Consider the following 23,626-nt stretch of genomic DNA (forward strand, 5'->3'; position numbering starts at 1 on the left):
GCCCGGCAACCGGAGCGGACCAGACAGGGCGTGCTGCGTTGCAGCAACGGTCCGGTCGGCGGGCGCCTGGCGTGATTTTCATCCGTTTCGTCGTGGCAATCGTGTCGGGAGTAGAGAAAAAGCGCGCAGTTCGGCGGGTTTGCCTTTGACATGCCGCGCGAATGTCGCTCAATTCCCCGCAATCGCATGGCGATTCCGTATTCTGCTTTCGAACACAAACGAGGGGGTTCTCCTGACAATGAACAAGAACGAACTGATCGGCTCTGTCGCGGATTCCAGCGGCCTGTCGCGCAACGATGCGACCAAGGCCGTCGAAGCCGTCTTCGACACCATCACCAGCACCCTGTCCAAGGGTGACGAAGTTCGCCTGGTCGGGTTCGGCACGTTCTCTTGCGCCAAGCGGAAAGCCTCCACCGGTCGCAATCCGCGTACCGGCGAACCGATGACGATCAAGGCCTCCACACAGCCGAAGTTCAAGGCCGGCAAGGGCCTGAAGGACGCCGTGAACTAGGCGTTCGCCGCTTTCTGTACGAAAAGGGGCCGTGCCGGGATGCCGGGACGGCCCCTTTTCTTCGCCTCAGTCGCCTGCTGGGCGTGTCGCGATGGCGTAAAGCGCGACCGCTGCCGCGTTCGAGACATTGAGGCTTTCCATCGCGTCGCTGATAGGGAGCCGGGCCAGCGCGTCGCAATGCTGCGTCACGCCGTGCCGCATGCCTTCGCCCTCCGCTCCCAAGACGAGCGCGACCGGTCCTGCGGGAAGAGCGTCGCCAAGCGTCGTTTCCGCCTCGCCGGCAAGGCCGATGCGCCAGTATCCGGCCTCGGCTAGATCCTCCAGCGCCCGCGACAGGTTCACCACGCGCACCCACGGCACGCTTTCCAGCGCCCCGGAAGCGGACTTGGCGACGACCCCGCCTTCCGGCGGAGCATGACGGTCCTGCGTCACGATGGCGGCGGCATCAAACGCTGCGGCCGACCGCATGATGGCGCCGACATTGTGCGGATCGGTCACCTGGTCGAGCACCACGATAGGGCGATTGACCTGGCCGTCGATCACGTCGTCCAGATGCAGGTCCGCCAGCGGTTCGCATTCGAGCACGAGACCCTGATGCGGCGCATCGCGTGCGACCAGGCGGGCGAGGTCGGATACGTCGGCATATTCGACCGGGAAATCGGCGGGCAATTCACCATCGAGAGAATCGACGCCCTCGCGCGTCGCCCACAGCTTGCGGTGTTGCCGCGCCGGATTCATCAGCGCCGCCTCAACCGCGTGGCGACCCCACAACCGCACCGCGCCCTTGCCGGCGCGGCCCGAACCGCGTCCGCCCTGCATCCGCCCGGCGCGCCCGCGCAGCGCCCGCTTCTTCTTGTCGCCTGCCATTTCTACCCTTCCGCTGGAATCGCCGCCTCCTGCCAGCGCGGCCATTGACAGACAAGCACCGCTTCGCCATTGCGCGCCTCTCGGCAAGACGGAGCCCCCCGGGGCTGCGCACTAGGCGGGCGAGAAGCCCGCTTTCCGGCACGGTGTGGACAGGTGGCCGAGTGGTTAAAGGCAGCAGACTGTAAATCTGCCCGCGCGAGCGTACGCTGGTTCGAATCCAGCCCTGTCCACCACCGCCCTTTCTCAGAACATCCCGGAAAAGCCCTAGAAATCGCAGAAAACCAAGGGTATTCTGCCTTCCGATGGCCACCCCTGTTCGCTGCTATTTGCCTGCAACCGGCAGTGAGTGTGGGGAAGGTGTGGGGAAGGAAGTAGGCTTCCCCACACTGCGGCTCTCTCAATTGGCCTCCAGAAATGTGGGGAACGAGAATGGGCAAACTTACGGCGGTGGCGGTCAAGGCCGCTTTGGCGAATCCGGGCACCTATCAGGATGGTGACGGACTTTTCCTGAAAGTTGGAAAAACTGGTGCGGCTTCTTGGCTCCTGCGACTCCAGCGCGATGGCAAACGACAAGACATTGGTTTGGGCAGCGCAAAGCTGGTGACGCTGGCTGAGGCGCGAGCGAAGGCCGCAGAACTCCGCAAGGCAGTGAAGGTCGAGAAACGAGACGTGCTGACGGAGCGGAAGGACGAGGAAGCCGCCAAGGTCACTTTCCGCGAAGCCGCTACCCAATATCATTCCGAGAACGAAGCTGGCTGGAAGAGCGATGTCTATGGTCGGCAATGGCTGGCCAGTCTGGAGAACTACGCCTTCCCGAAGTTGGGCGACATGACGACTGGTGGAATCACCGCTGCTGACATTATCTCGGTCCTCACGCCGATCTGGCAGGAAATCCCCGAAACAGCCCGTCAGGTTCGCAACCGGATTTGCGCAGTGCTCGACTACTCCCACGCGAAGGGCTGGCGCTCTACGGAGGCTCCATCGGGCAACAACAGCCTGAAAGCGGGGCGAGGACTGCCAAGACAGGTCAAGAAACCGGCAAACCGAAAGGCGATGCCATACGTGGCGGTTCCTCCTTTCCTGACCGCGTTGCGGCGTAAGCCATCCTATTCGCGTCTCGCGCTCGACCTCCTTATTCTGACTGGAGTTCGCTCGCAGGAAGTGCGGCTCGCGAAGTGGGACGAATTCGATCTGGACCAGCGCCTTTGGACAATCCCAGCCGAACACATGAAACGCAGCAGGGCGCACATCGTGCCGCTGTCAGAGGCGGCGATGGCGGTCCTTGCGAAGGCAGAAGCAATGCAGATGGAGGGAGCCGAAGTGGTTTTCCCCGGCATGACCGGCAAGGCGATGTCCAACATGACGCTGCTCAAGGTCATGCGCGACATGCAAGAGCCTTTCCACGTCCACGGTTTCCGCTCCAGCTTTACCGACTGGGCGGCAAACGAAGGCTTCTCAAATGCGGTTGTCGAAGCGGCATTGGCGCATAAGACACCCGATGCCGTGCAGGCCGCCTATCGCCGTACGACCTATCTCGGGACGCCGGACAATCCCGGTGCGCGAGTGAAACTGATGGAAGCGTGGGGGAACTATTGCAACGGCGTGGCGGCTCCCAAGAGTTCGGGCAAGCTCGACGACGATAGCCAATAAATGCTAGCTTTAGTTCAATCCCTGATTGCCACTTTCAAGCGCCCAGCAACAAGCCTGTTGTTGCTGGAACTGGGGGTGAAAGCGGACATTTATCCGCTCAGGACATGGTGAAGCTTTCTATGATGCTTATCGACTGGACGCGCCACTCATTCATGTACGTAGTTCCTTTGATCGTAATGTGCTTTGGGTATGGCCCCAGCTCATGCTCTCCTACGGTGGCAGTGAAGCAATCGTAGGCGTCGCCAGTACAATTTTCCGAACTGACAGCATCGATCTCATGCAGTCTCAGCTCGCTCAGAAAAGCCCTTAAGTCACTTTGGCATTCTTCGTTGTCATAAGTGGAGCACGAAAGATCATAAGAGAGTGGGCCTTCGCGTCCTGCTTCATCGATTGCCAGCGATAGCAAGATGGCAAAGTCTTGGGCTTCTAGAACGCTATCGCTGACCGGAAAATATGATCGAGTGTGATTGGCGGGAACCTCATCGCACATTCTTTCTCGAAAGTCGTCCCAATCGAAGCTGTCCTTCTGGAAAATTGGTCCCTCAACTCCGTACCTCGGCGACACATCAACCGAGCTTATCGTTCCGTCTTCATTGAAAGAGATTTCATACCTCTCGCTTCTACACAATCCAAAGGCAGAGCCCCAAGGTTCTGGTCTAGCGAAAAGGGTGATGCTGTGCATCGGATCATCGTCCGCTGAGTAGTACTGCCATCTGTCTTGACCTCGGTCGATAAAGCCGATCCTAGAAGCCAGAGCACCCACTAGCCGCTTGGAAAGACTTTCGTCGCTTTCATACTTGAGATCGGCGAACACGAAGCGGCCTTCGACAGGCCGGTATCCCGCAGGCGCTTCAACAGCGCGCTGTTCAAATGGAATAGACCGAAACTTCTCCCAGTTCGGTTCAACATACTCATGATCATCGCCGGCCATTGAGGGGTCAGTCACTTTGTCACAACTGGGCAGGGTCGCAACAATCGCCATGAGAAGCAAAGGGATGAAGGGAAGCTTTGTCATTGGAGAGGTTTGCCAAGCTTTCGCAAGGTCTACAACTAGGGTCGGGGCACGAATGTCTGGCAATGGTAAAACTGACACATCAGGATGCTATCTCGATAGTACAACTGATCGCTCGTTCCGCCTTCCGAGCTCTTTCAACACAACGTTCCAAGCCATCGCGATTCTCACTGAGAATGCGCTGCGCCTCCGCCAATTCCTCCCAGGCTTCGGGATTCTGAGACCGGATCAACCGAATGCCCGCTTCCACGATGGTCGGCTCGCCAACCATCCTACGAGCTATTCTCTCTGGCCAATGCCAGCTTTCGGGCATGGTTCGGGCGATGGCGCCGGGTAGGATCGACCAAAGCAGTATGCCAGCCAGCACACCCGCGCCTGCAAAGCGCCAGGTCTGTCGCTTCTGCTCGTCCTCGGTGCGGACCCGCCCGACAATTGCAGCGAGCTGACCGGTTGCGATGTCGAGGTCTTTGCGTCCGTGCCGGAACAGGTCGCTGGCATCGCGCAGCATATCGAGTGAGGCACGCTTGATCTGAACGGCAATGTCTTCCGGCGTCAGCTCAATGGCAGGCTTCTTGCCAATTGTGCTCAACGTCAGAGTGGCCTTCGTCAACTGTTCGGCCATTTGGCTGAGCGTGGCGGTGTAGTCAGGGATCACGATGTCGGCTCGCTCCCTTGCCATGTTCTGAACCGTATGGCGCACCATTGCCATCTCGCCTTCGAGACGGGCGAAGGCCTCCGTTGCCGGGTCGGTTTCCATGACGGCCTCCGGTTCTGGGTCCGGCGCGGGTTGTTCCTCGACATCGAGGTCGAGTTGCACTTCTTCTATGTGGTCGTCTTCCATCATTCAGCTCCTATATGCCCATGTCGAAAGCGCGGGTGCGCTCGCGTGTGAGGGTTGCGGTGAGTTCATTGGCGATGCTGCGTTCGGGCTTCGGATCGATGCCGAGTTCGTGGGTCTTGCCGCGCAACAGGCCTTCGACCTGCGGATCGCGTTCAAGCCCTTTTGCCAGCTCGGTCAGCTTGGCTGAGACGCGGGCAGCGCCCGCGCGGTCGCCTTGCTGCTGAAGCTGTTTGCGCTCCGTGCTCAACCCCTGCCAGTCGCTGACAAAGCGCTCGGATCGCAAAGCCGGATCGGTGCGAACGGCGGCCTCTTGCTGCATGGCGCGCATGGCTTCCTGGCTGCGCCCGCCAACGGCCTCTGCAATCAGCTCAGGACGTCGATCCAGCGCCTTGGCGAGATCGGTGGCCGCATGTGGGCGGATTGCTTCGAGTGCCTTTCCAGCCTTCTCCAGCGCGTCCTTTTGGTGTGGCAGGACAGGCAAGCCCTGGGTCTGCATTGTGCCGATATCGCCAAGCGCGCGGGCATAGCGTTCGACCGCGCGGCGCTGGTCGTTTTGCGTGTTAGTTTGGATCGGAAGCGGTTCGAGCTGACGTGCCTGCGGACGGAAGTTTCCAAAGATGGATTTGGCCTTCTCCGGCAGCTGCCGAACCATCTCCACGATCCGCTCGCGAAAGGTGATGCCGCGCAGTTCGGCGAAGGCCTGTTCGGGTTTGTAGTCGCCCGCCATGTCCTTCCCGCGTTCGCGGCTCAGTGTGCGAACCAACTTGGACTGATTGGCGAAGTCATCGCGGCCATAATGCAGCGCCATCCCGTCGCGGTGGCGCGACATGGCGACATAGGCGGAATGGCTGTCCATGCCCGGTGTGGCGAGCAAATAGGCACGATCCACTGTCATGCCCTGCGCCTTGTGGATCGTGGCGGCGTAGCCATAATCGATATGGGCATAGTCCTTGGTGTCGAAGGCGACCTCGCGGCCATCGTCGGTGCGCACCGCCATGTGCTGCGCGCTGGCTTTCGCCACCGTGCCGAGCGTTCCGTTCTTCACTCCAAGCCCGCGTTCGTTGCGCAGGAAGATGATGCGGTCGCCCGATGCGAACTGGCGTTCGCCGCGAGCCGCCTTGATCGTGGCATCGGTACCCAGCGCACCAGCCGCGCGCATCTTCCCGCGTGCCATCTGGTTCAGCTCGCGCACCTCATCATTGGTGTGGGTGAGGATGATACGGCTGTCGTCGGGGCTGCTCTGCCGTTCCTGATTCCATCGGCCGATCAGCTCTGTCCGCGCAGCTTCACGCGTGTCGGCGGCATGGACCATTCCGCGTTCCTCGTACCTGTGGATCGCTTCGCCCGTTCGGCCCGTGGCGAGGTGCCTGGTCGTATCCTGCTGCCAAGCCGAAAGTTGGCGGCGAACTTCGCTGATCTCGACCCCGCCATGGCGTTCGTGGATCGCCCGGAAGGCTGCACCGGCTTCGATGGCTTGAAGCTGCTGCTGATCGCCAACCAGAACCACCTTCGACCCGGCCTTGGCGACATGGGTGAGCACGCGCTCCATCTGGCGTGTGCCGACCATGCCCGCTTCGTCAATGACGAGCACATCCTTGGCAGTCAGCTGCTCGCTTCCCTTGCCCCATTGATACTCAAGGCTGGCAATTGTGCGCGACGCGATGCCCGAGCCGTTTTCCAGGCCCTCGGCGGCAATGCCAGAGAGCGCTGCGCCGCGCACAGTGTAGCCCGCGCCTTCCCAAGCCTCGCGGGCCACGCCAAACATCGCGCTTTTGCCCGTTCCTGCGTAGCCGACGACAACCGCAAGGCCCTTGCTGTTGGTGACGTGCTCCAAGGCAGATTTCTGTTCGCCGGAAAGGACCAGACTGCGCTTTGACGCCTTCGCGAAGGCGGCGTTCCTCTGAACGTCGTTGACCGAGTGACGATCGCGCTGCGCCATAGCGTCGGCGGCGCGGTGCAGGCGCTTTTCGGTCTCGATCATCGCCCGCGAAGTGAACCGATCCCGCCCGCGTCCGTCCTCGCCCAGCGCAATCAGGTTGGTCGAACTGCGCACCGCACTGTAGGCAGCATCGAACTGCTCCTTCCCGTCGCTATGCCGGTGAACAAACGCAGCAAGGTCTCGCTTGGTGAAGGTAGCTTGCTGGTGCGTAATCGCATCGAGCGCCAGACTTGGATTGGCGATTATTCGCTCGCCATTGCGCTGGGCGATGGCGCGGTGCTCCTCGATCCGCTCGGCTTCGAGCCCGCGCCCGCTAATGCGCGAAGCTGCAGGACCGATCTTGTCCTGCGGTTCCAGCGCAATGCCCTGCGCTTCCAGGCTGCGGTGATCGATCCGCGCATCGATGTCGCGTTCCGCCAGCGCGCGGTTGACATGATCGGCCCAGCGTTCGCGCCATTGCTCGAGCCGCACGGTCTTGTTCCAGTCGCGGACCTTTGCGCCGAAGCCGTTCTTGGTGACCTCGCGCATCGTGAGCATGACATGCGCGTGCGGCTTGACCCTGCCGTCTTCGCCAATATCCCAATGGACATTAAGATCGGCGATCATGCCTTTCTCGACGAACTCGGCTTTGACGAACTCGCGCGCCAGCCTGATATTGTCTTTCTTCGAAAGTTCGCGGGGCAATGCGAACTCGACCTCGCGGGAAAGCTGGGCATCCTTGCGCTTCTCGGCGGCCTCGACCGCATTCCACAAAGTTGCGCGGTCAGCGAAGGCTTTAGGCGCGCCTTTGGGCAGCATCACTTCGCAATGAAGGACGCCCGCCTTGTTGGTGAAATCATGGGTTCTGTCGATCCGCTCATCGTGCAGCTGTTCGCCTGCACGATAGGCCGCCGCCGCTACGGCACTGCGTCCGCTCGACCTTCCGATGACCTTTGCGCTGAAGTGAAAGATTGCCATGTCGGCAATCCAGTTACACCGCAAAGCCTGCGTCGGCACGACGTATAAGCGCGCCCTCTCATGATAAAATCCTGATCGGGACTAGGCGGTATCACACTGTCCCGGCGACCTTACTGCATTGGGAAAGCTCAGAGATTATCATGACTTCATCACACCAACGATGGAGACTTCCCATGCGCAAACCCCGCGATTTTGATTCGGAACTGAAGGCACTGGCCGACAAGGCAAAGCAGCTGAAGGAACGCCGCGTGCGCGACCTTGGAGCGCTGGTCACGGCAACGGGAGCCGACGCGCTCGATGCCGATGTCCTGGCTGGCGCGCTGCTCGATGCGGCTGCCAACACCGACAAGGCAATCGGGGAGGGCTGGCGCAAGCGCGGCGCAGCCTTCTTTCAGGGCAAACAGCGCAAGACTTCGAGCGGACCTCGCGAAGAGCCGGAAGGCACTCTCCCGCTCGGCGGCGGCGCGGCATCGGCTTGAGGCGGCAAAGGCACGGACCGACATGCGCGATTGGCAGGTGAAACGACGCGAGCGGACCCGACAACTGATCGAGCTGGGCGGCCTGGTTGCGAAGGCCGATCTGGTCGATCTGACCGATGATGATCGCGCCGCGCTTTACGGCGCGTTCCTCACCGTTGCCGCCAAGTTGCGTGGGCCGGATGGTGCGCAGGCGCTGGTGTTGTTCCGGCGTAAAGGTAAGCGGGCATTCGAGGCAGAAAAGTGAGCAGTCGTGATCCCGAGCGTGGATGCCTTACAAACAGCCAGAGGAGAAGAATTCTTAGCGGGAAAGGTCGAGAACCACTACGTCGACAGAGCCAAGGAGTGCGCTAGGAAGACCGTCTCGAATAGTATCTTCAAGTTGATCGGGTGTTTGGATGCCGGAGGTTGTTTTCCCAGCTATCTTTACATGTGGCCCGAACCACAAAACCAGGTAGATTCCCTGCTCCGCCGCGTCAGGATGGTGCGAATAGCGCTCATAGAGTTGGGTAGATGCTGCTTCAAAAAGCTCCCCATGCCACTGCCCTTTTACCTCCACTACCAAGCAGGTTCTCCGCCCTTCAATCGAAGCAACAGCGGTGAAGTCGCATCGATTTTGGCGGGCCATCGCGCTTTCAATCGAGACAATCACATCAAGTTGGCGAAGCCTGGGCTCGAGACGCTCTACAATTCTGTTGCGAGCGGTGTTCTCATCAACGTGTTTTCCGCCAACGTAGAATGCGGCGATAGGGTCAGTTTCGCTATGACGGAACCATCGTTCAGCTGTTCTCAGCTCTTCGATGACTAATGCCCTCAAGTCTTCTACGGTTGAGACGCGCGATGAATCGAGGAGTTCACAGACTGCTTCCGGAGATGGCGCAGTGAAATTGAGAAGTAGACGCTTTCTCTTGGCCTCTGCTAACAAATGTCGACATCCGTCGTGCCATTCCTTGAAGCGAGAGTCGGCGAGAAGCTTCTCAAGATACTCGATTTGGTTGGCCGGTTCATCATCTGAAATGCGCCAAATCAAGCTGTTCAGAAAGCGATATGCAGTCTCTCCTTTTGGCGAACCCGTACCCCAAGACGAAGGAAGGGGCACCGCTGGCCATTCCCCAACAAACGCGTCGAGGAGAAGGAAGATTTTTCGGGCGGTCAGCGTCGGCCACACGCCGTCTCTCGATCCACCCAGAGAATCATAGCGGTGCGAAAACGCAAAAATATTGTCCGCAAATTGGCTAAGGATCGGCCACTCATGATCAGCGTCACAGAATGCAAACGACCTTAGGAACCAGAAGTCCTGCCTCTCTTTTTGTGTCTTATCTGGTGGACCATATGGCCAGTTTCGGTGCAGGTCTTCACATCGGTTTGAGATGATCGCTGAAAGCTCAGCGTATCGCTTGCTCCTTGATGCAATGTCCACGAGAATATCAGCGCTCGATATGGGCATCGTTGGGAATTCCCGAAGCCAACGTAAAGCCGTTTCCTCGGCAATAGCCGCGAATGCTTTGTCGTAAGACAAGATCGATGCTGAAGTATGTGAGATAGTTTGGGAACTGAGCTGAGGCTCGACGTAGCTTTTTAAATATTCGACCAACTCACGCTCGTTCGGAAACAAGCGGCGATCAATTTCGCGGTGAAAGGCCTTTCGTTCGTCATCACTCAAACCCGAATGATGAACATTGATATCGGTTTTTGCGACTGCAATTAGTGAGCGCGGCATCTTGTCGAGTGAACCCTGATATCGAAATTCTGCGAGCAGGGCAGCGTAGGCGACCTCGGGTAGATGATAGCCAGTACCTTCCGCTCGCGCTTTGCCAATCTCCTCCAATGTTGGAGCGCTACTCAAGAGGAAGGAAATGCTCGACCTCAACGAGCTCTCGATAAATTCAGGGCTGCCAGCGTATTTTATAACGCCGTCTGAATCGTAACTTCCCCATAGATATTCGTGTGCAAAACGCCTTAGCCAGTGCCAGTTCGCGCCACTTGCGATCTGACTCCGATTTTGCGCAAAATTCTCCGCGTTGACGCGATCGATCTGCTCTCTGCGCTTGCGATGCCTACTCTGAAAGCGATAGCGTTTCTCTTTGTGCTCGATTCTCGCCGCTCGTGAACGTCTTTCCTTAGAAGCGGCAATGCGCAGCAGTGTGGGGTCTGATCGGGAAAGCAGTCGCTGTTTCACACGATGCTCGCTCGGACCATTGGATTCGGTGTACCAATTGTGCGTTCGATAGAATGCAGCGAACATCGCTGACCGCTCGGACCGCGCCGCGTATTCAAGCATCCAAGTTTCATCTTCGCCGGTGAGGAATAGGCCGGAATGCATTTCCCCATGTCTGAATTTTATGAACGCCTCCCAAAGTTCCTCTTCTTGGTTCAACGCTTCAAAGGAAAGCAGCTGTATAGAACGACGTAGTGAATGTGCATTCTGGAGAGCTTCGACCGATTGACTGTCCCGTTCAGATTTTGCGTTTCTAAAGTTTAGCGCTTTCATCCAGCTCCAGAGCTGACCCGGACTATGCGGCCCAACCGAAGTTTCAAAATAGCGATCCAGAAGCTTGCCGATGAGTTTGCTGATGCCAACTCTGCAATGACACTCGTAGCTGTGCTCCTTGCCGCACGTGCAACGCAGGCCTCTGCTCAGCTCTGTCAGGAAGAAAACAACTTCGGAATTCGAGAATTGAGCAATCAACAACGAGACGAAATAGGTCGAACCAGCTGGTTGATCGAGCGCTAGATCGTCACCCTTGTAAAGTGGGACAAATGCTCTCAACATTGACAGTAGGAGCTCTTTCGATATGTTGGTTGTGCCAGCTAGAACGATCTCCGCTGCAAGCCGCAGAGCATCGTGCGATCCCTCTTTGATCAAGGTTTCAATATCTTCAGACAGGTCACTTTCTTCAGCTCCAGCCAAGGCGTTCATTGCGCGAAGGCGTGTGCCGAAGTCAGCCTCCGTTGAATGAAGTATGCTGCTTAGCTCTCGCTTCAGGTTTATCTCTTCGCCTGAGTTCGCGACAATTTCGAGCAGCAGGTCTCTGAGGTCTGTCGCTCCATCCGTGGCGCGTAGAAGCCGCCCCACAGACTCGACAACATCGGCTGTGAAGAAGCCCTTGGTATTGAAGCTTCGCCAACGGTCGGCTCGTCGGAAGTAGGGGTCAGTTCCAGAAAGCTTTGCCAGTTGTTCAATCAGATAGATTTTGGATGCGCCCGACAATCGAGACGGGTCGCCATTTGACAGAACGGCATAGGGATTGATGTCGATGCACGTTTTTTGCGCATCTTGCCCCACCTCAGTGGTGAGCCACGCTAACAACCCTCGCAGATCGTCTCGCAATGCTCCGCTTGGCGCTATGATGGAAAGCGCTCGCGGTAGTGTTAGTTGATCTGTTCCAAAGTTGATGCGTTTGGCGAGATAACTGGCTGCACCAAATTCTGCGACGATACGGTGTACGGGCTCATGGCTGCCGGGTTCGTCGGATGGCTTAAAAAGTTTGGTGTCGATTACCTGCCGGGTCGTCGTAGGTGTTGTTTCGATTAGATCGCCTAGGAAGGGAAAGTCCCGATCCGGCCCATTTTCAGCGTCTTTTACGCCTGTCGCGCCCGAAAGTAGGAGTTTCGCAAAAACCTCGCCGCCAAGTGCGGCAATGCGCGTGCTGCTTAATCTGTTTCTTGCAGGTATATCGGGATTATGCTCGCGACACATTGCGGTGAATGCGTCAGAAAAAATCTGTGACCTTGAACTGAAAGCTCCATCATTTTCGAAATAGGCAAGGGCAATGATGCTGAGCATCTGTGGGTTGCCAAGCAAAACATGAATGCCAAACTCAGTGGCAGCGTGCTTGAATGGCTGGAAATTCTCACTTGGGTGCAGCTGCTCGAAAAGTTGTTGCTGCTCGGTGTCATCGAACGGCTTAAGTCGGACCACCAGCGGTTCCGATCCCAAGAAGTCAGCCATCAAGCGGTTGTATCTGGTCGAATCCCATTCGCTTGATCTGCTGGCGATAATTACTCGCTGAGGTGATGCGTCAGCGATTTTTCCGATCAGACCATCGAATGCCGATTGATCCAGCTTCGCCACCTCATCAAAGCCATCGACGATAAGTGTGCCGGTCCATTGTGCTGGGGATCGTGACCTGAAGATACTGGCTCTCTGACGTGGTATTCCTAGGCCACAGGCGAAGCTTTCTAGTAGCTCAGTTTTCCCCGCTCCAGGTTCGGCCAAAACGACCACATGCCGACTGTCATGCAAAACTTCGCTTTCGGGGATGACCCGATCTTCGAGGTTCAACTTGCGTGTTATGTATTGATATTGCTGCACGACAACTTTCTTAGCACCGGACGTTCTTTGAGCCAGCACACGAGTGGAAAACTAAGGCCATCCGGCGGCGGAAATTTCGGGCCTGCAACTGTCGTCCACTTTGTTGAGAGTGTTACCGGCCCGCCAAGTGGGTCGTCGTAACGTTCAGAAAGATGCCGAGACTTGCTTCTCGAATATGCCTAAAGCCATACCGACCGTCGATCCACGATCCGCTGAAATCCCGCGGCGAACGAGGATGCCCTTGCGCGCAGCAAGGTTCGCCTGCCGTCCGCAGTCCGTGTGAAAACGAGCTTTGAAGAGCCCACACCGCTGCGCCAGAGTTCGGCAAATCGTTCGGCATTTTCTTTGCGAGCGCCCAGCGCGGCAGGCACAGCGTGGTAATCGACCCGCTTTTTCAGGCCGAGCCATGAATTGCGCACCAGCAGGTAGCGCGGATTCTGCACCGGCCCCAGAATCTCTGTGATTGCCTGCATGACTTGCCGTTCGGCGGCCCGGCTCACTCCGGTCAGGACGATATCCTTGCGCCCGTCCAGGCTTGCGCGGATTTCGACCTGCGCGGTATCCAGTTCGCGCCCGCTAATGACGTCGGAATCGACCAGCGACCTCAAGACAACACGGGTCACCGATTCCAGACTGCCTTCCAAAGAACCGTTGCGCCAAACGAGCCGGCCCGCCTTTGCGAGGCGCGGTAGGCTTGCCACTGTCGCAACACCGGCAAGCCCCATGGCGATGACCCCAAATCCTTCGTATGACGCAAGCCCCCGCAGTTCGTTGGCCGCTGCAAAGGCTCCACTACCTGCCGCGCTCCAACCCAATGCCTGCAAGGTATCGAACCAGCTTAAAGCGCGCGGTGCGTAGCGGGGAGCCGCGGTTTCGCGCACCTGCCCTCGCTCGGCCCCTTTGCCGAGCGACACCTTCCAGCGCTCTGCAATGGCGGGACGGTCCGCTGCTACTGCAAATGTCTCAAGGTTCGCGAATGCTGCCGGTTTGGATGGATCGAGGCCTAGGCGGGCAACGCCGTCTTCAATGAGGGTGGACGCTCCATTGGAAATCCCTTCGAATGCCTTAAAGCGGCGCGCGACCACTTCGATGTCAGACAACCCAGTTGCGCCTCCATCGTTGAGAAAGCCCCAGTTGAACGTCGAAACGACCGCATCCCAGCTTTCGCGATCCTCCGGATCGACCGTTGCGAGATGCCAGATATTGGCTACCTTGCCGGTCCTGGCCGGATCGATCCGGATTGCTCGTCCGCGCATCTGGTTGGACAGCATGAAGGACGCCGTATTGCTCGCAAGCACTAGGCTGTTGAGCGCTGGCGCATCCCATCCCTCGCCGAGCAGCGACTGCGTGCCAACGAGTATGCGAATGAAGCCGCGTGTGAACAAAGCCGTGACGAGGCGGACCAGTTCAGCGCTGCCACCGTTCCTGCATTCGAGACGCACGTGGTCCGGGCAACCTGGCAAATCGCTTGCTCGATAGTTGCAAGGATCAAAGTGCAGTTCCTCGGCAACGTGGGGCAGCTCCGACAGAGCACGCCTGGGAAGGATGACCAGACTGCCTGTCAGAACCCCGAGATATTCATAGGCGATGCCTGATCGTCTAAGCTTCTCGAAGATTGGCACCACGCCGAGCTTGGCAGGCTTAAACTCTGCATCCGGACGGTTTGGGAGCTCAACAGCGCGAATATGATCGGATAACACGACCATGCGCAAATCGTCGTCCAGCGCAGACTGTTCTGCTTTCGCAATGTCCTCAATCGAATCCAGCTTTGCGAGGCTGGAGGTCATCAGTTTGAAGACCGAACGTGTGTGCTGCAGACGAACCCGGCCGCCTTCGATCAGGCCATGACGATTCAGCCGATCGCGCAGGCTCTTGAGCCGCGCCGGATCGAGCGGAAACGAGGCCGTGTGTTGCGATATCACGCCGTCCAGAAAGCGTTCGAGCCAGAACAGCGATGGCGGCGGCACATTGCGCGCCGACACACCAAGCAATTTGAGCGGGGGGCGGGGAAGTTCCCTTCCGGCTGATGCCAGCAGAACGAGCGCTGCCGACAGCATCTCGGGCGCTTCGAGGATATCGTCGACATGCGCTTCCGATTCCGTCAGCCAGGGGTGCGCTGCCAGCCAGCCCAGCAACCCGTCGTCTTGGCGCAATTCCATGTGCAGCGAACCGATGGCCGCCCGCCTTCTATCGAGCAGCGCCAGAGCATCTTCGGTCGGCTCCGACAGGATGAGGTGATCCTGATGCGGACAGAGATCGCCATTGCGCACCAGTTCGGGGATGCCGATTTCAAGGTCTATCGGCCCGCACAGTTCCTCGTAGCGAGACCATTCGGTGAAGCTGGCATCGTAAGGCGGTGTTGCAGTCAGCGCGACCAGACGGACATCCTCTAGCCGGTTGGCCAGCTCGTTGAGGCATTTCCACCACTCCCGCCGCAGATGATGTGCTTCGTCCAAAACCAGCGTCAGCGGTCCTCGACCATTAAGCGCCTCGATTAGCGCATCGAGTTCCTCGCCGCGTCGCAGGCTATCGAGCGACTGGTAAGTCGCCAGTGTCAGTTCTTGGGTGTCTGCCAGATCGCGGGAGATTGCCTCCGCTCTCGGTGGCGTGTCGAGAAACAGCGGGCATAGGCGGTGCGCCCACTGTTCGCGGATGGCGATTGTCGGAGCAAATACCAGCGCCGGCCTTCCGATACGGCGCACGATCTCCAGACCGAGCACCGTCTTCCCGGCACCAGGGGCTGCGACGACATGGATTCTTCCGTCATCAAAATGCTCGTCCATCTCTTCAAGAATTCGGGCTTGATAGTCCCGCCAGCTCCCCTTGAAGTTCATGTCATTCAGCATTTTGCCGAAATAGCGATGTCAGCGCTATCCGACTATTCCAACGTTAATGATGTCCTCAAGTTAGCTAGCGGGGGTCGGACTGGGCGTTCTCCAGAGACGTTTCGACTCGTGCGCGGAATCCTGCACCCTTGGCACTGAAAACCGTCGTCGGTTGCGCTCATTCGCGCAAGGATGTCGCAAAATCAGGTCAACGCAGAAAAATTTTCAAAACCAAAGGTTGCTAAGGAGTTTGTCCGCCAAAGTCTCAATCCGTCTATAGGCGTTTCAAATACCACAAATCGTTGAAGATTTGCTCGAATTTCAACTCGGACTGACCCTTGCGTCGAGCTGAAAAGTTCTCATTATGTTCCGTAGAGGGGCTGCCAGTGTCAAGATGAGAAAGCCCAATGTCCAATACAGAACGCATCATTCGCCTGAAGACCGTGCTCGACCGCACCGGCCTTTCCCGCTCCACCATCTATCGCAAGATCGCTGAAGGCACATTCCCGTCACAAGTGAAAATCAGCGTCCACGGAGCAGGCTGGCATGAGTCAGCTATCAATCGCTGGATCGCCGATCCCACTCACTATCGTGAAGAGGAACCGGCAGAATGAGCGGGCAGCAATTCGTCGAGCCGATCTGCGTCAGGGTCAATGACGCTGCCCGCATGATCGGCATCGGACGCACTAAGCTTTATGAGTTGATTGCTTCCGGCGAAATCGAGACTTTGAAGATCGGCAGAGCTACTCGCGTAACCACCGCCAGCCTCCATGCCTTCGCTCGTCGCTACTCCCAATCAGAAATAGGCGAGGCCAGGATGGGTTAGCGAGAATGACGGTGACGGATCGCAGTACGGAAGACGAAGGCCGCACCCAGCCCTAACACGGCCCAGAGCCAGTACAGCGGCGGCACAAAAGCTGCCAGCCCCAGGCAACCGGCAAGCCCTATCCACGCGATCCAACGCGGAAACAGCCGCTCATCGCCTTGCAGCCGCAGGGCTGCCGCGTTGGTAATCGCGTAATAGACCAGCACTGTCACTGCGCTGAAAGTCCAGGCAACACGCACATCGCCCAGTAGGCAAAGCCCCCCGACCACCACTGCCATGCCGATGATGGCGGCAACAGGTTCTCCGCCGCGCAGCTCGCCAAACAGCTTCGGTGCATCCCCCCGCCGCCCCATAGCCAGCAGGACGCGCGACAGCCCGAGGATGAGGTTGAGCAGGACGCCGATCATCGCCAGCATCGCGGCAACCGCTATGACGATGGCGAGCCATTCTGGTCCGAAGGCGCGTGAAGCGGCCTCCAGCGGCGTAGCAGCTTCCGTGAGCGATCCCGCGTGCAGGGTAAGCACGTGGCCAACCCCTATATAGAGTAAGGTGGTGACGGCGATGGTTGCGAGGATGGCAGGCGGGATGGTGCGCCTTGGATCGCGGACTTCCTCGGCCATGGTGGCGACACGCCCGTAACCGGTGAAGGCCACGAACAGCAGCGCGCAGGCATGGAAGAAATCCGGCGGCGATGATTGGGTGAGTACTGGGGACTCTGCGGTCTGGCTCGCGCTACCCAGCGCCACGAAGACACCTAGCGCGGCGGCGACCAGCAGAACGATGACGGCATTTAGCCAGTTCGCGCGGCGGAGGCCAGCCAGGACCAGAGCGGTCAGTGCCGCAACCAGCGAGAGCGCGACGTGTACTAGCGAAAGATCGGCTCCGATCAATGCGTCGAGGTAAGCAGCAAAGGCGAGTGCTGCCGTTGCCGCAGACGCAGATTTCGCCAGCAGGAACATCGTGCCTGCGGTGAACCCAGCTGCCGGGGACAGGAAGACGTAGCCATATTCGTAAGTTCCTCCCGCCTTGGCATGACTTGCTGCGAGCTGTGCGCTCGAAAGGGCGTTGCAGCCTGCCACCACAGCAGCGAGAAGAATCGCGGGAAGCACCCACCATCCGACCATGTCCTCGGCTAGTCCGATGCTGACGAACACGCCCGATCCCAGCATCGAGCCGAGCCCGAGCAGAACAGCTCCGACAAGCCCGGTTTCCCGCTTGAGGGTCCCGGTCATCTCAGCGGCCCACAAACAGAAAACCGACCGCCGCCATGATGCAGCCGAATGCGGCGAAGTGCCGCCACGACAGCGCTTCGCCCAGAACGAGCACCATGAAGCCGCCGAAGATTGTGAGTGCAATGGCTTCCTGCATGATCTTGAGCTGCCCCGGTGTGAAACCCGACGCATAGCCAATGCGGTTGGCCGGTACCGCAAAGCAGTATTCGACGAAGGCGATTGCCCAGCTGATCATGATGACCGTGAAGAGCGGCTTCGACATGCCGCCCTTGAGGTGCCAATACCAGGCCACGGTCATGAAAAGGTTGGAGACGATGAGCAGCAGGATGGTGGGCATTTTCGGGTTCCAAAACACGGGCTCAATTGTGCTAGGACATTGTGAAACGCGGCTCTACAATGAACTGACTCATTTAGCTTTTTGACGAAAACGCTGAACCGAACCACCGTTAAATGAACGAAAATGTGGGGGAGAGTGTGGGGGAAGGTCTGCGTTTGTTCCAAGAACAGGATTGATATCAAAGCGTTATTCTTCCGGTTCGATTCAAGCCCTGCCACCGCCGCGACTTCCCTTCTGGACAACACGGCAATTTCCCTTTCAAGGTAGCGCTACCAGCGGGAGGGGCAAGTTGGACGAGACCGAGCAGCACCGTGAGCGGGTAGAGGCTGAACCCGAGAGGTCCGGCGAAGACAACGCCGCCGCCTACTGGCGCGCCAATCTCAGGCTCGTGGGCATCCTTCTCGCAATCTGGTTCGCGGTGTCCTTCGGTGCCGGAATACTCCTTCGCGACTGGCTCGACCGCGTCCATATCGGGGGATATCCGCTCGGTTTCTGGTTCGCGCAGCAAGGCTCGATCTACGTTTTCCTGATCCTCATCGCCGTCTACGTCAGACAGATGCGGCGGATCGAACGTCGCTTCGACGTGGACGACTGAGCGGCGCACGGCATGAGCACGCAAACCTTGATCTACCTGTTCGTGGGCCTGAGCTTCGCGCTCTATATCGGCATCGCGATCTGGAGCCGCGCCGGGTCGACCTCGGATTTCTATGTCGCCGGTGGCGGAGTCAATCCGGTGGTGAACGGCATGGCGACCGCTGCCGACTGGATGAGCGCGGCCAGCTTCATCTCGATGGCCGGCATCATCGCGTTTTCGGGCTATGACGGCAGCGTCTACCTGATGGGGTGGACGGGGGGATATGTCTTGCTCGCCCTGTTGCTGGCACCATATCTGCGGAAGTTCGGACAGTTCACGGTGCCCGACTTCATCGGGACGCGTTACTATTCGAGGACCGCCCGCGTCGTCGCCGTGATCTGCCTGATCTTCATCAGCTTCACCTACATTGCCGGGCAGATGCGCGGCGTGGGTATCGTCTTTTCGCGCTTTCTCGACGTACCGATCGACACCGGGGTGATCGCCGGGATGGCGATCGTTTTCGTGTACGCCGTGCTCGGCGGGATGAAAGGCGTGACCTACACGCAGGTCGCGCAATATTGCGTGCTGATCTTTGCGTATATGGTGCCGGCCTTCTTCATCAGCTTCCTGGTGACCGGAAACCCGGTGCCGCAACTGGGCCTCGGTTCGACGGTGGCGGACGGGTCGGGCCAGTACGTGCTCGAACGGCTCGACGCGACCCTCGTGGATCTCGGGTTCGGTCCTTACACCGCCGGTACGAAATCGACGCTCGACGTGTTCTGCATCACTCTCGCGCTGATGGTCGGAACCGCAGGCTTGCCCCACGTCATCGTGCGCTTCTTCACTGTTCCCAAGGCGAGCGACGCGCGCAGATCTGCCGGCTGGGCGCTGTTGTTCATAGCGCTGCTCTATACCACCGCGCCCGCCGTCGGGGCTTTCGCGCGGCTCAATTTCGTCGAGACCATCAACGAAACCGAATATACCGACGCGCCCGAATGGTTCACCAACTGGGAGGACAACGACCTCATCGCCTGGGTCGAGAAGGATGGTGACGGGTTGATGCAATACCGCGCCGGGGAAGCCTTCGACGGGCCGCCGGTCTTCGGCGAGGGGCAGGGCGCTTCGGGCGAACGCAACGTCACCAACCGCTGGAACGATGATACCGACAACGAGCTGTATGTCGATCGCGACATAATGGTGCTTGCCAATCCGGAGATCGCCAACCTGCCCGGCTGGGTGATCGCGCTGGTCGCGGCCGGTGGCCTGGCGGCTGCGCTGAGTACCGCCGCGGGTCTGCTGCTGGTGATCTCCTCCGCCGTCAGTCACGACTTGCTGAAGAAGACGTGGCGACCGGACATTTCGGAGAAGGGAGAACTGCTGGCGGCGCGGCTGGCGGCGAGCGCGGCGGTTCTGGTCGCCGGCTATCTGGGGATCTACCCTCCGGGCTGGGTTGCGGAAGTTGTCGCCTTCGCCTTTGGTCTCGCGGCGGCCAGCCTGTTCCCCGCGATCGTGATGGGCATCTTCTCGAAGCGGATGAACCGCGAAGGGGCGATTGCCGGCATGGTCATCGGACTTATCTTCACCTTCACCTATATTGCCTATTTCAAGTTCGTGGACCCCGGCACGAACGATGTCGCGCACTGGTGGTTCGGCATATCACCGGAAGGCATCGGGGTCATCGGAATGGTGCTGAATTTCCTGGTCGCGGTTGCCATTTCGAGCGTGACGAAAGGCCCGCCCCTCGATGTCCGCGCACTGGTCGACGCCATTCGCATTCCGCGCGGCGCGGGTGCGGCGTCCGAGCACTGAGATAGATGCCCGTCAGGCGTTGGCGACGAGTTTGGGGCTTGCCGACTGCTTGCTGACCGGCGGGGCAACGCGTACCCGGTCCTTCCCGTCGGCCTTCGCCGCATAGAGCGCATTATCGGAAGTGGAGAGCAATTCCATCGCCGTCTCCGCCGTTTCCCCAATGGCCGAAACGCCGAACGACGCAGAGATCTCGCAGGCGTGGATTTCGGACAGGGCCTTTATGCGTACGCGCATCTGCTCGGCGCGCTCCTTCGCCTCTCCGATCGAGCATTCGGGCAGAATCACCAGCAATTCCTCCCCGCCGTAACGACACACGATATCGGACGGGCGCACCAGTCCGACCAGCTGCGTTGCGACGTCCTTCAGGACCGCGTCACCCTTGGCGTGACCATGCTCGTCGTTCAATGCCTTGAAATTGTCGAGGTCGATCATCACCGCCGCGGTCGACTGATCCTTGCGCCGTGCCATGGTGGCGAAACGTTCCAGGGCGTCTTCCATGTATCGACGATTGTAGAGGCCCGTCATCGGATCGCGCAGCGATTGCGTGCGCAGTTGCTCGCGCAGGGAGATGTTCGACAATGCGAGCGAGGTCGTATCCGCCAGCGCCCGGGCGATGCGCTGGGCTTTCTCGACATTGGCGCATTCGCCGTCGCGATCGGTCAGGACGAGGAGGCCGTAGACGCTGCCGCGCGCCAGCATCGGCACCTCGATGCTCGCGACCTCCCCGATATAGTGCGAACAGCACAGGGCTTCCGGATGCGGTTCGTTGAGGTGATCCTTCCCGCGCTTCAGCGCCCAGCAATTCGCCGGAGTGAGCGATTCCGCGGGAATGTACTCCGCCGGCATGCTCCACGAATCGACCAGATCCAGCCTGTCGCGCGAATTGTTGAAGACGTAGAGCGCCCCGCCGCAGCCGGGAAGCAGGCGGCGGCTGACAGATTTGAGGACGTTGGCAGCGTCCTGGTTGGTATCCGCGCTTTGCAACGTGTCCGTCAGCGCGAAGAGTTGCTCTATCTGCCATTGCGACCGCGCGGAATCGTTGAGAAGCCGCCGGTGGTGGACCATCTGGGCACGGCGCAGATAGTCGACCACGAAGTTGATCACGATCCCCGCGACGAGAACGACCAGCGTGGCGACGAGCGAGGTCAGCCGCGAGAGACCTTCGAAATAGAAAGCCGACGCGACACCTGCGAGCGCGCAGACCTGCAATCCGTAGATCGCAAACCGCGTCAGGTGAAAGACGCGCCGCTCGCGACCGAGCGTGGTTTCGCTGCGCGCATCGAGCTGTGCTGCTATCTCCATTCCCGCCGTTCCTGCCCCCGCAGCGCCGATTCAGGCTGCCTCCGTCGTCAGGCTAGGACATGTTCGTAAACAGTTCGGTAACGCGAGGGCGCGCAGTGGCGCCGGTTCAGTCGGCGCGGCCTATCGGTTCTGTCGGCCCTCTATCAACCGGTCGACGAGCGAGGGGTCGGCCAGGGTGGAGGTGTCGCCCAGCGATCCGTAATCGTCCTCGGCGATCTTGCGCAGGATGCGTCGCATGATCTTCCCGCTCCGGGTCTTGGGCAGGCCGTCGGCGAAATGGATGCGATCGGGCGTGGCGATGGGGCCGATTTCCTTGCGCACCCACTGGCGCAGTTGAACGGCGAGATCGTCCGACCCGTCCTCCCCCGCATTGAGCGTGACGTAGCAATAGATGCCCTGACCCTTGATATCGTGCGGGTAGCCGACCACCGCCGCCTCCGCCACCTTGGGATGAAGGACAAGCGCGCTCTCCACTTCGGCGGTGCCCATCCTGTGGCCCGACACGTTTATGACATCGTCAACCCGGCCCGTGATCCAGTAATAGCCGTCATCGTCTCGCCGGCAGCCGTCGCCGGTGAAATACTTGCCGGGATAGGTGCTGAAATAGGCCTGTTCGAACCGCTCGTGATCGCCGTAGACGGTGCGCGCCTGACCGGGCCAGCTGGCGGTGATGCACAAATTGCCCTCTGCCGCGCCCTCCAGCGGTTTTCCATCATTGTCGACGAGTTGCGGCGCGACGCTGAAGAACGGCCTGCCCGCGCTGCCCGGTTTCATGTCATGGGCGTAGGGCAGGGTGGTAATCATGTGGCCGCCCGTTTCGGTCTGCCACCAGGTGTCGACGACCGGGCAGCGCCCCCCGCCCACGACATCGTGATACCAGCGCCATGCCTCCGGGTTGATCGGCTCTCCCACCGTGCCGAGCAGGCGGAGCGAGGACAGGTCGCGGCTGGTGACGAACCCGTCGCCTTCGCGCATCAGCGCGCGGATGGCGGTGGGGGCGGTGTAGAAGACGTTGACGCCGTGCCTGTCCACCACGTCCCAGAAGCGGCCGTGATCGGGATAGTTCGGCACCCCCTCGAACACGACGCTCGTTCCCGCATTCAGCAGCGGGCCGTAGGTGACGTAGGTGTGACCGGTGACCCAGCCGATATCGGCGCTGCACCAGAACACCTCGCCGGGCCGGTAATCGAAGGTGTAGTAAAAGGTCGTCGCGGCCCACAGGGCGTATCCGCCGGTCGTGTGCAGCACGCCCTTCGGCTTGCCGGTAGAGCCGGAGGTATAGAGAATGAAAAGCGGATCTTCGGCATCCATGACCTCGCACGCCACGGCCTCTTCGGATCGCACGTCGTGATACCAGCTGTCGCGGCCATCGGTCATCGAGACATCCCCGCCGGTATGCCGGACGACGAGCACGCCCTCGACCCGCGGCCCGTCCAGGTCCAGTGCGGCATCGACGTTCGCCTTGAGAGGGATGGCCTTGCCGCCCCGCAGGCCTTCGTCGGCGGTCACGACGAACCGGCTCTCGCAGGCCTCGATCCGGTTGGCGAGACTTTCGGGCGAGAAGCCGCCGAACACGACCGAATGGATGGCGCCGATCCGCGCGCAGGCAAGCATGGCGAGCACCCCCTCGATCACCATCGGCATGTAGATCGTCACCCGCTCCCCCCGGGTGACACCGATCGCCTTGAGCGCGTTCGCCATCTGCACGACCTCGCGATGCAGGTCGGCGTAGGTCAGGGTCCGGCCCGGCAATTGCGGATCGTCGGCTTCGAAGATGAGCGCCGGCCTGTCGGCATGATCGGGCAGATGGCGGTCGACGCAATTGTGGCACAGGTTGAGCGTGCCGTCGGAAAACCACGCGATCTCAACCGGATCGAACGACCATTCGCCAGCCTTCGTCGGCGCGTCGTACCAGTCGAGCCGCTTCGCCTGTTCGAGCCAGAAGGCGTCCGGTTCCTCGATCGAGCGACGATAGAGCGCGTCATACTCCGAGGCTGAGCACCGCGCGGCGGCGTCGGCTGGCGGGTGCTTCACGGTATCGTTCATCGGGTAACGCTTCCTCTCGTGTATTTCCACCGGGCGGCAACTAGGGCCTAGCGTTTCGTCGTTCGCCCGCAAGTGTCGATTTCCACGAAGCCGGAAGCTGGCGACTT

At 59.6% G+C, this 23,626-nt stretch carries 18 protein-coding genes and 1 tRNA gene; 9 read left to right on the forward strand and 10 right to left on the reverse strand.

Annotated elements, in window-relative coordinates:
• Positions 1-238 precede the first annotated feature (238 nt).
• Positions 239-511: an HU family DNA-binding protein gene (locus EG799_RS13085; RefSeq protein ID WP_123882077.1), complete on the forward strand. Its 273-nt coding sequence runs from the start codon at positions 239-241 to the stop codon at positions 509-511.
• A 66-nt stretch (positions 512-577) separates the two neighbouring features.
• On the opposite strand, the gene rlmB is transcribed toward EG799_RS13085, so the two are convergent.
• Positions 578-1,378, reverse strand: coding sequence for a 23S rRNA (guanosine(2251)-2'-O)-methyltransferase RlmB (gene rlmB / locus EG799_RS13090; protein WP_123883142.1), 801 nt, complete (start codon positions 1,376-1,378; stop codon positions 578-580).
• 147 nt (positions 1,379-1,525) lie between these two features.
• Here rlmB and EG799_RS13095 point away from each other — a divergent pair.
• Positions 1,526-1,611, forward strand: a tRNA-Tyr gene (locus EG799_RS13095).
• Between the two features lie 196 nt (positions 1,612-1,807).
• A complete protein-coding gene (locus tag EG799_RS13100; protein ID WP_123882080.1) occupies positions 1,808-3,028 on the forward strand; it encodes a tyrosine-type recombinase/integrase in 1,221 nt (406 codons plus the stop codon).
• Between the two features lie 97 nt (positions 3,029-3,125).
• Here EG799_RS13100 and EG799_RS13105 read toward each other — a convergent pair whose 3' ends face one another.
• The 3 genes from EG799_RS13105 to traA form a co-directional block, all read right to left on the reverse strand.
• Positions 3,126-4,043, reverse strand: a complete 918-nt coding sequence (locus EG799_RS13105) for a hypothetical protein (RefSeq protein WP_123882083.1) — start codon at positions 4,041-4,043, stop codon at positions 3,126-3,128.
• Between the two features lie 79 nt (positions 4,044-4,122).
• Positions 4,123-4,884, reverse strand: coding sequence for a DUF6118 family protein (locus EG799_RS13110; protein WP_123882086.1), 762 nt, complete (start codon positions 4,882-4,884; stop codon positions 4,123-4,125).
• 7 nt (positions 4,885-4,891) lie between these two features.
• Positions 4,892-7,777: a Ti-type conjugative transfer relaxase TraA gene (gene traA / locus EG799_RS13115; protein ID WP_123882089.1), complete on the reverse strand. Its 2,886-nt coding sequence runs from the start codon at positions 7,775-7,777 to the stop codon at positions 4,892-4,894.
• Positions 7,778-7,950: 173 nt separating this feature from the next.
• On the opposite strand from traA, the gene EG799_RS13120 reads away from it, so the two are divergent.
• Both EG799_RS13120 and EG799_RS13125 read left to right on the forward strand, forming a co-directional pair.
• Complete coding sequence (locus tag EG799_RS13120) at positions 7,951-8,256, forward strand: conjugal transfer protein TraD (protein WP_123882092.1); 306 nt, start codon at positions 7,951-7,953, stop codon at positions 8,254-8,256.
• 22 nt (positions 8,257-8,278) lie between these two features.
• Positions 8,279-8,500 carry a conjugal transfer protein TraD gene (locus EG799_RS13125; RefSeq protein ID WP_123882095.1) on the forward strand — a complete coding sequence of 74 codons (222 nt, stop codon included), beginning with the start codon at positions 8,279-8,281 and terminating at the stop codon, positions 8,498-8,500.
• A 54-nt stretch (positions 8,501-8,554) separates the two neighbouring features.
• Here EG799_RS13125 and EG799_RS13130 read toward each other — a convergent pair whose 3' ends face one another.
• A complete protein-coding gene (locus EG799_RS13130; protein WP_123882098.1) occupies positions 8,555-12,538 on the reverse strand; it encodes an NACHT domain-containing protein in 3,984 nt (1,327 codons plus the stop codon).
• 209 nt (positions 12,539-12,747) lie between these two features.
• Positions 12,748-15,414 (reverse strand): DEAD/DEAH box helicase family protein, encoded by a 2,667-nt coding sequence (locus tag EG799_RS13135; protein ID WP_123882101.1) that lies wholly within the window; start codon positions 15,412-15,414, stop codon positions 12,748-12,750.
• A 386-nt stretch (positions 15,415-15,800) separates the two neighbouring features.
• On the opposite strand from EG799_RS13135, the gene EG799_RS13140 reads away from it, so the two are divergent.
• The gene (locus tag EG799_RS13140; RefSeq protein WP_123882104.1) at positions 15,801-16,007 is read left to right on the forward strand and encodes a helix-turn-helix transcriptional regulator; all 207 of its coding nucleotides are present in this window, start codon (positions 15,801-15,803) and stop codon (positions 16,005-16,007) included.
• Complete coding sequence (locus EG799_RS13145) at positions 16,004-16,219, forward strand: helix-turn-helix domain-containing protein (protein ID WP_123882107.1); 216 nt, start codon at positions 16,004-16,006, stop codon at positions 16,217-16,219. The genes EG799_RS13140 and EG799_RS13145 overlap by 4 nt, the downstream gene beginning before the upstream one ends.
• Here the strand turns inward: EG799_RS13145 and EG799_RS13150 are convergent.
• Together EG799_RS13150 and EG799_RS13155 are read right to left on the reverse strand one after the other, a co-directional pair.
• On the reverse strand, positions 16,216-17,451 hold the full coding sequence (locus EG799_RS13150) for an APC family permease (RefSeq protein ID WP_123882110.1): 1,236 nt from the start codon (positions 17,449-17,451) through the stop codon (positions 16,216-16,218). The two genes, EG799_RS13145 and EG799_RS13150, sit on opposite strands and share 4 nt — an antisense overlap.
• A 1-nt stretch (position 17,452) precedes the next feature.
• Positions 17,453-17,788, reverse strand: coding sequence for a DMT family protein (locus tag EG799_RS13155; RefSeq protein WP_123882113.1), 336 nt, complete (start codon positions 17,786-17,788; stop codon positions 17,453-17,455).
• A 289-nt stretch (positions 17,789-18,077) separates the two neighbouring features.
• Between EG799_RS13155 and EG799_RS13160 the strand changes: the two genes are divergently transcribed.
• Together EG799_RS13160 and EG799_RS13165 are read left to right on the forward strand one after the other, a co-directional pair.
• The gene (locus EG799_RS13160) at positions 18,078-18,383 is read left to right on the forward strand and encodes a DUF4212 domain-containing protein (protein ID WP_123882116.1); all 306 of its coding nucleotides are present in this window, start codon (positions 18,078-18,080) and stop codon (positions 18,381-18,383) included.
• Between the two features lie 12 nt (positions 18,384-18,395).
• On the forward strand, positions 18,396-20,171 hold the full coding sequence (locus EG799_RS13165; RefSeq protein WP_123882119.1) for a sodium:solute symporter family protein: 1,776 nt from the start codon (positions 18,396-18,398) through the stop codon (positions 20,169-20,171).
• A 12-nt stretch (positions 20,172-20,183) separates the two neighbouring features.
• Here EG799_RS13165 and EG799_RS13170 read toward each other — a convergent pair whose 3' ends face one another.
• Positions 20,184-21,473, reverse strand: a complete 1,290-nt coding sequence (locus EG799_RS13170; protein ID WP_123882122.1) for a sensor domain-containing diguanylate cyclase — start codon at positions 21,471-21,473, stop codon at positions 20,184-20,186.
• A 120-nt stretch (positions 21,474-21,593) separates the two neighbouring features.
• Positions 21,594-23,519 (reverse strand): acetate--CoA ligase, encoded by a 1,926-nt coding sequence (gene acs / locus EG799_RS13175; protein WP_123882125.1) that lies wholly within the window; start codon positions 23,517-23,519, stop codon positions 21,594-21,596.
• Positions 23,520-23,626: the final 107 nt, after the last annotated feature.

This window comes from Aurantiacibacter spongiae (assembly GCF_003815535.1).
GTDB classification, from domain to species: Bacteria; Pseudomonadota; Alphaproteobacteria; order Sphingomonadales; family Sphingomonadaceae; genus Alteraurantiacibacter; species Alteraurantiacibacter spongiae.